The 12,181-nt window shown below is 38.9% G+C and carries 9 protein-coding genes; 6 read left to right on the top strand and 3 right to left on the bottom strand.

The window, feature by feature from the left end:
- Positions 1–57: 57 nt before the first annotated feature.
- Both ACJJVX_RS03240 and ACJJVX_RS03235 read left to right on the top strand, forming a co-directional pair.
- Positions 58–615, top strand: coding sequence for a TetR/AcrR family transcriptional regulator (locus ACJJVX_RS03240; protein WP_405630110.1), 558 nt, complete (start codon positions 58–60; stop codon positions 613–615).
- Between the two features lie 261 nt (positions 616–876).
- Positions 877–1,368: a DUF417 family protein gene (locus ACJJVX_RS03235; RefSeq protein ID WP_054204003.1), complete on the top strand. Its 492-nt coding sequence runs from the start codon at positions 877–879 to the stop codon at positions 1,366–1,368.
- A 361-nt stretch (positions 1,369–1,729) separates the two neighbouring features.
- On the opposite strand, the gene ACJJVX_RS03230 is transcribed toward ACJJVX_RS03235, so the two are convergent.
- The 3 genes from ACJJVX_RS03230 to ACJJVX_RS03220 all read right to left on the bottom strand — a co-directional run bounded on the left by ACJJVX_RS03230 (position 1,730) and on the right by ACJJVX_RS03220 (position 5,197).
- Entirely contained in the window at positions 1,730–2,683 is a 954-nt protein-coding gene (locus ACJJVX_RS03230) for a calcium/sodium antiporter (protein ID WP_054204004.1), read from the bottom strand.
- Between the two features lie 1,019 nt (positions 2,684–3,702).
- Complete coding sequence (locus tag ACJJVX_RS03225) at positions 3,703–4,908, bottom strand: type II toxin-antitoxin system HipA family toxin (RefSeq protein WP_405630108.1); 1,206 nt, start codon at positions 4,906–4,908, stop codon at positions 3,703–3,705.
- Complete coding sequence (locus ACJJVX_RS03220) at positions 4,898–5,197, bottom strand: helix-turn-helix transcriptional regulator (protein ID WP_054204006.1); 300 nt, start codon at positions 5,195–5,197, stop codon at positions 4,898–4,900. The genes ACJJVX_RS03225 and ACJJVX_RS03220 overlap by 11 nt, the downstream gene beginning before the upstream one ends.
- Positions 5,198–6,581: 1,384 nt before the next feature.
- On the opposite strand from ACJJVX_RS03220, the gene ACJJVX_RS03215 reads away from it, so the two are divergent.
- From ACJJVX_RS03215 to ACJJVX_RS03200, 4 genes are all read left to right on the top strand, one after another.
- Positions 6,582–7,175: a class I SAM-dependent methyltransferase gene (locus tag ACJJVX_RS03215; protein WP_405630105.1), complete on the top strand. Its 594-nt coding sequence runs from the start codon at positions 6,582–6,584 to the stop codon at positions 7,173–7,175.
- A 5-nt stretch (positions 7,176–7,180) separates the two neighbouring features.
- Positions 7,181–8,287 carry an HNH endonuclease gene (locus ACJJVX_RS03210; protein WP_405630102.1) on the top strand — a complete coding sequence of 369 codons (1,107 nt, stop codon included), beginning with the start codon at positions 7,181–7,183 and terminating at the stop codon, positions 8,285–8,287.
- Positions 8,288–8,809: 522 nt separating this feature from the next.
- Entirely contained in the window at positions 8,810–9,493 is a 684-nt protein-coding gene (locus ACJJVX_RS03205) for a hypothetical protein (protein ID WP_405630100.1), read from the top strand.
- Positions 9,494–9,504: 11 nt separating this feature from the next.
- Entirely contained in the window at positions 9,505–12,180 is a 2,676-nt protein-coding gene (locus tag ACJJVX_RS03200) for a hypothetical protein (protein WP_405630097.1), read from the top strand.
- Position 12,181: the final 1 nt, after the last annotated feature.

The raw sequence follows: 12,181 nt of genomic DNA, 5'->3' as shown, positions 1-12,181 counted from the left end.
TATAAAATGGTTAAAAAACAGCTTGCAAACCTACCTACTGGTAGGTAGCATTGCTGCATGAACACAACATATACAACTATTTTGCATCATGCGGACGAGTTAATTCAACTCAATGGCTTTAACGGCTTCAGCTATGCAGATTTATCAAAAACATTGGGTATTACTAAAGCCAGTATTCATCATCACTTTCCGGCTAAAGCTGATTTGGGTATCGCGTATTGTTTACAAAAATGTGACGCATTAGCACAGTTAGACTTGCAACTGAAAGCTAAAAAGCACGCAGCAGAGCAATTGCAAGGCTACTTTAATATATTTGAAGGTTGCGTACAGCAACAACAAATGTGCGGTATTTATGCCATGCAAACTGATTTGCAGCTAATGAGTGAGCCACTGCAAAAACAGGTGAATAAGCTCGCTGATCTAGAGTTACAAATACTCGCGCGCATTTTAGAACTTGGTGCGCAATCAGGTGAATTTAAATTTAAGGCAACGCCTTATCAGCAGGCGGTTATTATTTGTTGTGCTATAAAAGGCGCACTAATGTTAAACCGACGTCAGCATCAAGATTTGTTTAAGCAAACCTGTGATGCCTGTATAAATATGTTAATTGTCTGATTTACAATGGGCAATTAACACCAAAATAACCGTGTTAAAAATTATTTATATACAACTACATGGATTTAGAGAGTAGAGCAATGCAGGAGCAATTGCCAAGAACAGTTATATTTCAGAATTTTTACCTTGTTATTGCGCTTGCTATCAGGCGCTAAAATTGCACTAGTAACATAATGCAATTGAAGTAATGCAAAAAATTTTAACCAATAAACCTACCTACTAGTAGGTTTGTTTGACTCACAAAATACAGTGGAGCTAGTTATGACCTTTACATCAACTCAATTAAATACATTAACAACTTTAGGCAACAAGCTCGAAAAAGCAGGCCTACCATTAATTTATATTACCCTAGGCGTTATTTATATTTGGTTTGGCGGGATCAAGTTTAGCGCTGGGCAAGCTGAAGGCATGTACGGCATGATTGCCAATAACCCATTGGTATCATGGATGTACGCCATTTTTTCAAAACAAGGCTTAGTGAACTTTTTAGGCAGCCTTGAAATTATAATCGGCTTATTATTTATTGGCCGTTTTGTAAATCCAGCGCTTTCAGTTGTCGGTGGTTTATTGTCTATGGCGCTATTTATAGTCACCATTAGCATGATGGTATTTCTACCAGGTATAACTACCGATGCCGGTTTCCCGGTACTAAGTTTTGTAGGTGAGTTTTTACTTAAAGACATAGGCTTATTTGCTGCTTCGTTATTTGTTGTAGGGAACAGTTTAAAAGCATTAGTCGCTAAATCAGCGTAATTTCCTAAAGGGTAGTGATGTACCCAAAGGCCCAAAAGGGCCTTTTTTCATTATATAAACAATACGAGATCAACTTTAAGCCGGAGTTGATCTCGTGCTTGTTGTAACTGTCGGTCACGTTTTAGCGCGAAAATAAATACCAGTAGTAACAATTGTGGTCACAGTGGTTTATAAGTTAACGGTCACAGCCAAATAGGCGCAATAACCTAACAGTAATCAAAGGCCCAAAAGGGCCTTTTTTCATTATATAAACAATACGAGATCAACTTTAAGCCGGAGTTGATCTCGTGCTTGTTGTAACTGTCGGTCACGTTTTAGCGCGAAAATAAATACCAGTAGTAACAATTGTGGTCACAGTGGTTTATAAGTTAACGGTCACAGCCAAATAGGCGCAATAACCTAACAGTAATATAGCGCCTTCACCGCGACCAACACGACGGCCAGTATATAAAAAGGCCACTAAAAGTAGCGAAGTAGCTAACAAAACCCACTGATCAAAATGCATAATACGCGAGCTTAATGGTAAAGGTTGCAACAGCGCCGACACACCTAAAATACCTAGCATATTAAAAATGTTACTGCCTAAAATGTTACCCACAGCCACATCGGCATGTTTACGCAACGCCGCAATAACCGACACAGTTAACTCAGGTAACGACGTACCAACAGCCACAACGGTTAAGCCAATTACACCCTCAGATATACCAAATGCTTGCGCTACACCAATTGCACCAATCAACAATACTTTAGAGCCAACAATCAATAGCGCCAAACCGGCAATCAGCATCGCACTGCTAACGAGCAAAGATTGTGGTAATACAGTTACTTCGTTTGCTTCATCTACATGCAACAACGCCTGCGCAGATTGCTGCTGCTTTTCAGTTTTGTAAGTGTAAATAAGGTAAATAAACAGCATGGCGAGAAGTAGCAAACCATCAAAAAAACTAATAAAGTGATTAAACGCCAACACACTAAAAATAACAGACGACGCCAACATAACCGATGCATCGCGCTTTAGCGCCAACGCCGAAATAGTTAGCGGCGTTATAACCGCACATAAACCTAAAATAAGCAGAATATTACCAATATTACTGCCCACCACATTACCCACCGCAATATCTGCTTGGTGACTCATAGCCGCATCAATCGATACCACAAGCTCTGGTGCCGACGTACCAAAGCCAACAATAATTAAACCGCTTAACAAAGGCGACAGCCCAAAACGCTTCGCCGCCGCCAAAGAGCTACGAATTAGCGCCTCACCACCGAGTGTAAGTAAAGCAATACCGAGTAACAAAAAGAGTAAATTAGTCATAAATGTTAATAATAAAAGATGATGGCGGAGTATGACCCGCTTTTAAAATATACGCCATTAATTATAGTTGTGATTCAATGAAACCGTAGGTCGTGCTTTAGCGCGAAAATAAATACCAAAAGTAACAACTGTTGACAACAATCGCGGCTAAAGCTCGATCCTACCTGCAATTTCCCCCATATCGTAGGAACCGGCTTCAGCCGTGATGGTTTGTGCTCGCAAAAATAACGTTAACTCACAAACCCAATTCGTAGGCGGGAGTTTACCCCGCGCTTTTAAATCGTAGGTCACGCTTTAGCGCGACAATAAATACCAAAAGTAACAATCGCGGCTAAAGCTCGCTCCTACCAGCAATTTACCCCATATCGTAGGAACAGGCTTCAGCCGTGATGGTTTGCCCGTAGGCGGGAGTTTACCCCGCGCTTTTAAATCGTAGGTCGTGCTTTAGCGCGACAATAAATACCAAAAGTAACAATCGCGGCTAAAGCTCGCTCCTACCATTAATCTACCCCATATCGTAGGAACAGGCTTCAGCCGTGATGGTTTGTGCTCGCAAAAATAACGTTAACTCACAAACCCAATTCGTAGGCGGGAGTTTACCTCGCGCTTTTAAACCGTAGGTCGTGCTTTAGCGCGAAGATAAATACCAAAAGTAACAATCGCGGCTAAAGCTCGCTCCTACCTGCAATTTCCCCGCATCGTAGGAACAGGTTTCAGCCGTGATGGTTTGCCTGTAGGCGGGAGTTTACCTCGCGCTTGGTGGTAACTGTTGTGATTTAAATGAAACCGTAGGTCGTGCTTTAGCGCGACAATAAATACCAAAAGTAACAACTGTTGACAACAATCGCGGCTAAAGCTCGCTCCTACCTGCAATTTTCCCCCATATCGTAGGAACAGGCTTCAGCCGTGATGGTTTGCCCGTAGACGGGAGTTAACCCCGCGTTTTCGGGCTACACCGAGAAGAAAAAACTATGGCATCGAGTAACTGGCGACGGGCTATGAATACACCTAGTACCTTTCTATTCTATATTTGGAATCACACTTTCTAAGCGTTTTATATCTATATCGCTAATATCAGCAAAACGCTTAAAGTGGCTTGGCCATTGCTGCGTGTAGTCTTTTATTTGGCTGATTGTTTTTGTTGCTTTCGCAGTCGTTAAACCAAAGCGTTTAGCTTGAGATAATAAATTGTCGATACTGGCATATCGACCATCATCGCCAAGCCCTATACCATGTTGCTTTGAATTATTGATAGGGGTTATGTCGTAAGCTGGGCTCAAGCGCCATGTTTTATCTGCAAAGAGATATAAAAATGCATGGTTACGGCTGTGATCGTCAGTGTTACCAATCAGCGCATTAAACACCATTCGCTTATAAAGCTCTGTTGCATCATCAGCATACTCACCAGTATGGTGGCGAATAAACTCAGCCAATTCACCGTAACTGTAGTAAGTTGCTAAATCACTCATTGCCACTTTAGGCTTTTGCAGTAAGCTGTTGGCACTTAAAAAGTGATTAGTAGGTAAACAATTACTCACATCAAATCGTTCGACTAATAGCACATCACCGTTTTCAGTTTCATGAACTTGGGTATTAGCACACCGAATACCTAATTCTTTCGCCATACACATGGCTGCGTGTTCAGCTCGTACTAAATTGAATAAATCATCTTGGCGATTAAACTTAGCCAAATAAAGCTTAGTGCCAATTTGCACTGAGGTTTTGGGCCTTGCGCCGCCCATACTTTGGCCAAACTCAAACGCTTTTTTAGCCTCATTTGAAATAGCTTTATTAGCTAAAAGATCATCTTTTGCTTGATCCAGCAAAGCTAAATCAGCCAAAGTATTTTTATTGGTTTTATGTTTAGAGGCACTGCGCGATAAGCTAAATACCAGTGCGCCCACGCCATAGCCTGAGCCTGCAAGTAAAAACTCCAGCTCGTTTTGTGGCTTAGTATTATGTAAAGATAAAATCAGCTTACGCCCCCACGAATCAGCACCTGCATCACTTAATACCCCAAATACACCTTTATTAGCGGTATAACTGACAATGCCTGGTTGTAAAGGCAGATGGATTGGGTCGAGTGCAAAGGCATCATGGCGGGATAGGTAACTTTTACCATAGTTAAACTCACCTCGGCCAGTTTGCGTATTTAATTTAAAAAAGCCACAAATAATGGGTTTATCTTCTAGCCCATCAATAAACACATAACACTCAGAAGTCATCGTTAATCACCTGAGTTTTATTGGTTTTACGTTGCCGCGCATTATAGCCACCCACATCAGCGGCCAGCTCGTTTATTTCATCAAGCAGTGACCCTTGTAATTGCAACACCACGAGAGCTTCAAATAAAACATCACTTTTAACCACTTCCCCTTGCTCCAGTTTTTGTACAGTAGAGCGCGACACACCAATCATCTTGGCAAAAGTGCTCTGCGTGTAATGCAAAGTGCGGTGCTGGCGGATTAGGTCACCCAACCGCTGTGCCAGTTTTAATGCTTGTTCAGATTTCAAAAAATGATTACCTATGCAGTCATTAGGTTGTTAATGATTAGTTTAGCGGTATTTATATTGTTTTCAAGGAGATTTATAAATCTTATTAGTGTTGTGAATAATTTCTTAAAACTAATTTGCACAAAGAGCAGTGAATGACGGCAAATGAGAAGGCAAAAAGCCACGATCAATGAGTCACTGGCTATGAATTGAACCTCGCGCTTTTAAATCGTAGGTCGTGCTTTAGCGCGACAATAAATACCAAAAGTAACAATCGCGGCTAAAGCTCGCGCCTACCATTAATCTACCCCTTATCGTAGGAACAGGCTTCAGCCGTAATGGTTTGCCCGTAGGCGGGAGTTTACCTTGCGCTTTTAAACCGTAGGTCGTGCTTTAGCGCGACAATAAATACCAAAAGTAACAATCGCGGCTAAAGCTCGCTCCTACCAGCAATTTCCCCCGCATCGTAGGAACCAGCTTCAGCCGTGATGGTTTACCGGCAGGCGGGAGTTTACCTCGCGCTTTTAAATTATAGGTCACGCTTTAGCGCGAAAATAAATACCAAAAGTAACAATCGCGGCTAAAGCTCGCTCCTACCATTAATCTACCCCATATCGTAGGAACAGGCTTCAGCCGTGATGGTTTACCCGTAGGCGGGAATTTACCCCGCGCTTTTAAATTGTAGGTCGTGCTTTAGCGCGAAAATAAATACTAAAAAGCTCGCGCCTACCAGCAACCTACCCCATATCGTAGGAACAGGCTTCAGCCGTGATGGTTTACCCGTAGGCGGGAGTTTACCTCGCGCTTTTAAATTGTAGCTCGTGCTTTAGCGCGACAATAAATACCAAAAGTAACAATCGCGGCTAAAGCTCGCTCCTACCTGCAATTTCCCCCACATCGTAGGAACAGGCTTCAGCCGTGATGGTTTGTGCTCGCAAAAATAACGTTAACTCACAAACCTAACCCATAGGCGGGAGTTTACCTCGCGCTTTTAAACCGTAGGTCGTGCTTTAGCGCGACAATAAATACCAAAAGTAACAATCGCGGCTAAAGCTCGCTCCTATCAGCAATTTCCCCCATATTGTAGGAACCGGCTTCAGCCGTGATGGTTTGTGCTCGCAAAAATAACGTTAACTCACAAACCCAATTCGTAGGTGGGAGTTTACCCCGCGCTTTTAAATTGTAGGTCGTGCTTTAGCGCGAAAATAAATACCAAAAAGCTCGCGCCTACCAGCAACCTACCCCATATCGTAGGAACTGGCTTCACTCGTAGGTTAAAGTAATTAATCTATTAGTCGTAAAAGCCTATATTTTTAGTGGTTATTCAGGTACATTAATTTTTATACTAAAAAACACTCAGTAACCCATTCTTTTGTATTGATTTTTGCCATGGAGCGGTAGAGCAATGTCAGTTAACAGCATCGACTATTACAATCAGCACAGCAAAGATTTTATAGCCTCGTCGTTAAATGTAGATATGTCTGCGTTATATGATGAATTTACACCTTTACTCCCCAAACATGCGCTTATTTTAGATGCCGGCTGTGGCACTGGCCGCGATACAAAACATTTTATAGAGCAGGGTTTTAACGTAACCGCAATAGACGCAAGCAAAGAGCTTGTTGAATTTGCCACTAACCATATTGCTCAACTTGTTATTCATAAAACCTTTATGCAAATTGATGACACCAACATTTACGATGGTATTTGGTGTTGTGCAAGCCTGTTACATGTGCCAAAGAACGAACTTTCAACGGTATTTACCAAGCTCGCAACGGCCTTAAAAGCCAATGGTATTTTGTATGTGTCGTTTAAATATGGTGATACAGAGCGAGTACACAATGGCCGCGAGTTTACAGACTTAACTGAGCATGGCCTACAACACATTATTAGCGCACAGCCATCGCTTTGTATAAGTAAACAATGGATCACTGGCGATCAACGTACAGAGCGCGGTCACGAACAATGGCTTAACGCCATAATACGAAAAGAGCCTTAAAGTTTATGAAAGCCATGCAGCAGCAACTCGACTTTATTGCTTATATTCAACGCATGCTGATTGAAGGTGATTTTAGTGCAACCTATAAATTTGCATTACTGCACGCGTTGGCCGATGTATGTGTAGAGCAGCCGCTTGAATCCGAGCAAGCAGCACTAAAAATAGAGTTAGCCACCTTGGCCGACAAACTTATTGAGCTTTATTGGCACCATGCCGTACCGTTTGCGTCAGATCAAACAGGCGAAAGCGCCTTACTAAAGCAAAACAGTGGCGCGCAATCTAAAGTGATCTCGGTGCTGTATGAGTGCCAACAAAATAACATTCGTAATTTACGCGCGTTAAAGCAAAGCCCTTTGTATAAGCCAACCTTTAACGCAGCAATGGCCACACTTAAAAGTGGCCCGCTGTGGCGCTTACAAATACTAGCAAAACAAGCCGAGTGCTTTTTATACCCGCATACCAACAGCACACAATACATCACCTTAAATGCGGGCATCGCCAGTTGTTTTAGGCGCTTTTACGATTTAGTGGTGTACTTGGCTAAAAACGCGTGGCTGCAAAAAATTCAAAGTATTAAACATAACCAAGCATTAATAGGCCCACAAAGCCAACTGCACGACTTTTTATTTGGCTTTGATCGTAACGCACTGAGTAAAGCCAAACCTGTGTTAATCGAGTTACAACACGGCAATTGCTTTTATTGCCAGAAGCCGTTGAATAGTAAAACCGAGGTTGATCATTTTATACCGTTTGCCCGCTATGCGAACGACTTAGGCCACAACTTTGTGGCCGCGCACAGTACGTGTAATAACAGCAAACGCGACTTTTTAGCCGCGCAGTTGCACCGCGAACGCTGGCAAGAGCAAAACTTAGTAATAAATAGCCAGCATTTAACCCGTGAACTCAGTAATTATTTTAATTGTGATGCAGACAAATCACGTTCAGTGAGTGATTGGGCGTATCAGGTAGCAGAGGCGAACAGCGCGAAGTTGTGGTTAGCGAAAGACAGTTTTGAACAAGCCGCTGGTATGGGGTTATATCTGCATAACAAAGAGCAGCCAAGTGCCGAGCTTGATTTAGTGGCAGAAGAAAAGCCAAGGTATGACGCGTAGGTCTTACCGTAGGCGGGAGTTTACCTCGCGCTTTGTTTAACTGTAGGTCGTGCTTTAGCGCGACAATGTATTTAATTACAAATGGTTATACTTTTGTTGTAGGAACTGGCTTTAGCCGTGAATTATTTAGGGTTTAGTGAGGGTAAGGGATTAAAAACCTCTATTCGAGGTTTTATCGCGTTGGCGATGACAACCAAAGGGCGGCTGCCGCCGACCGCCCTTTGGAATCCCACGGCGCCCCGAGGATCACACTGTGTCCTCAAGTTAAAAATTGATGTGAACGTAAGCGCCGTGTATTCGCCATCCATGGCGAAGTCACGGCTTAACTTGCCTCCATGCAAGTGATTACTCATCAATTTATAACTTTCGGGTGTGATCACGGGGAGTTGGAGTGTGTTGGTAGATTGGTGTTTATGAGTGTATATGAGAGTTATCTACACGCTATACATAGTTCTTTAAATAAATGATTGATGCAATATTTACTGCAGAAATTTTCTTTGAATATAAATAATGAGAATGTAAATGACAAAAGAATCTTTAATAAATGCGGTTAAATCCCTAAAAAGTGATTTTGAAAAAAACATGAAAAAAGCTAAACCTAACCACCTTATAGCAAGAAGGATCGGGAGCTTTACCTTATTTCTTTTTATAGCAAGTGCTTTAATTGCTATAAATTTTAAACTAACAGGTGTTAACTTAAACTTAAACTTAAAAAGTACTCTTTTGGCTTTTAATTACTTATGGCTATTTACAATGCCTTTGTTTCTCGTGCTTTACTACTATTTTTTTATACACCAAGTGAAAAGTAAGGACGAAAAAAAACTCTTATTTAGTTTAATGATTTTTAAATTTTTTATATTTTCTTTTTATATTTTCATTCTGATTTTCTTTAAAACGGTTAATGTTATTCTATTACTTTCTGGTGGTTTTTTATTAAGCTATTTTATTTGTTACTTATCGAATAAGCAGTATGGGTATACTCGCAGCTGGTCTAGAAGTGAGAAGTATTTTTACTTGCTAAAACATCTCGAATGGGAAGTCAATCAAATAGATGAAGAAAAAAAATATCTAAAAGATATCAAGCTAGACGAATTAACTTCTAAATTTACTAGAATCGTAGAATTACAGCTCAATGAGCGGCAACGCGACATCATTGGTGATTACTTATCTGCTAACGAATTATTGCTTAATTGGACAAAAAAATAGAAAGGGAAATTATGATTAATTTAATAAAAAAACGAGATAATACGCCAATAATATTAGATTTAAATAAAGTAGATTTTGAAAGAGATATTCAAGAAGGTGAAATATGGCAACAGGATGCAGTACATGAATTTAATCAGAGGTTAGAAAAAACAATAAAACAAGCAAAAAAGCATAAGGATAATGAAGGTAATAATCCTACGGTTATTCATGATGCAATATTTATTGGTGGGGAAAGAGGTACGGGAAAAACAGTTTTTTTACAAAATATAAAAAGCTTTTGGAAAAAATATAAAGATGAAAATGATTTGGATGTAAAAGCACATTTTTGCGACTCTATTGATCCAACTCTTTTAGTCGATCACGATAATTTTGCTAATGTCATAATTGCACATTTATATAATGAAGTGGAAACATATTTAGAATCAAAACAATGTAATTCTGTTAATGAGGATTCATTTTATCAATCCTTAAGAATCGTATCTAAATCACTTGGAAAACAGGAGAATCTGGAAGATGGCCTGAGTGGTTTAGATCGCGTAATTAAATACCGTAGTGGAATACAGTTAGTTAAACATTTTGATACTTATATTAATGAATGCAGAAAAATATTAGGCGTTGATGCAATTGTCCTACCTATAGATGATATTGATATGGCATTAGCTCGTGCATATGATGTTTTGGATATTGTGCGCCGATTACTTGGTTGCCCTAAAATAATTCCTATAATTACAGGCGATCTAGAGTTATATGAGCCAATAATAGAAAACCGATTCAAAAAAGACGAAGATAACAAATCAAATAGAATAATTGGAAGTCAAAAAGCTAAGCAGTTAACGCAAGAGTATCTAAAAAAAGTAATACCTCATCATAATCGAATTAGTCTAGAACCTATAGACAGACTCTTATCAAGTATGATTATTTATGATTTTGGCGATACAGAAAAGCGTGAACCATTAAGTTATAAAGACTATATAACTAAATTTATTTCTTGCTTATTTGGTCCACTGAATGGTGAGGAAAAAAGCTGTGATTGGCCAAAGCCTGATTCAGCTCGTGAAGTTACACAATTAGTACGAGATTTTTCTCCTAGTGAACTAAAAAAAGAAAACCGTGCTGAGTTATGGCAACGTTATATTGTGTGGGCTAGGTTAAAGCAAAATAGTGTAGCTTATTCTAATGCAGTTACAGCACTGAAAATAGAAGGCTCAAAGGTAAAAGAAAATAATGCTTATATAACTTTAAATGAGCTACATTCATTTAATCCAATATTACAAATGAACGACTTGACGCCTAAATGGCAAGGCAAGCTATTTTTTGAAGAACAAGTTTCAGATAAATTGAATGCCGATAATGAACTTGTAAAAATAATGAGTCAGCATTTTGAAGAGTTCAAAAATGAAAAGATATATAGGAGCATGCCTATAATTGAGCATTTTTACGGAAAGTTTAAATTAACCAGTGAATCAATAACTGACGAAAATATACAAGAAACGACTTCTAAAGGTAAAGATCAAGATTCGCGAAATGATAAACGTATGCTCCTAGATATTTTTACATATAACAACTACTACGATTTAACTTTAAAAACACAAAGGCAAATATTTTTTAGTCGAGCTTATGAACTATTGGCTATTTCATTACTTAATTTCGATTTCAAACTCGAAGTTGAGAATAAAGATTACTTAGATAAAAGAGTACATCATTGGAATTCAATTTTAAAAGACTTATTTAGTAGAACGCCATTTTATACAGTTCCCGCTTTATTTCCGACTAAAGCATTTAATATTGGTCCAGAAGAAGAGCTGACTGATGAGGAAGAAATTAAATTAGTATCAAATATTACAATCAGAGAACTTTCATCTAATATAGCTGCATGGGAGGTCAAATACTTATCTAATTTAAAATATTATAAAAATGATTCTTTGATGCCTATTATATATTCGGTTTTTAATAAGTCATTCACTCAGTTACGTTTATTGAAAGATAGAATTCAAAAAAACGCCTCAAATGATTATAAAAATGAAACACTGACTGATTTAGCTTTAAGGTTTAAGTACATCGTAATCAATGCATTTGCTACCTTTATGAAGCCAAGCCCTGTTGTATTACAAAATGTAGCTTTTACAAGTAATTTAAATCTAATCCGAAATTTTGGAGAGCACCGACGTTACTCGCCACCTTTAAGAGATAACGTAGGATACTTTTTCAACTTTACAGATTCCAAAGATAATAAACCATTCAGTGAAATAAAAGGTGGTTTAAAAGACGATATTGAACCTAAAGCCCTATTACTACAAGCTATTGCAAATCATCCTATCTTCCAATTATTGGAGAATGAAGAACTCAAAAATGGTGCTTTTCAATTATTATTAAATAAAAATAATCGTAGTAATGATATAACCGAATCAGACTTGGAAAAAACAAAAATATCAGAGTTAAATATTAAACCAATTCCATTAGAGAAATTTAAAACTTTACAAGAAAGAAAAAAATTAAGTATTAGCGATCATCGCTTGATCTTTGGGGTGGATGAAGGTGATATAGCTGCTTGGGATGAGGATGATAAAGTTAGGAATAAGCAACTTGTGATTGCTAGAGCTGAGTTTATATGTGAACTGCTTAATATCAATTTTGATGGAAGAATAACACAAGTAAATTTCTTCACTAAAAACTTGCAGAGTATATAAA

It is taken from the genome of Pseudoalteromonas sp. Ld20, from assembly GCF_045064175.1.
GTDB lineage: Bacteria > Pseudomonadota > Gammaproteobacteria > Enterobacterales > Alteromonadaceae > Pseudoalteromonas > Pseudoalteromonas neustonica.
This window is presented reverse-complemented; position numbering and strand designations above follow the sequence as displayed.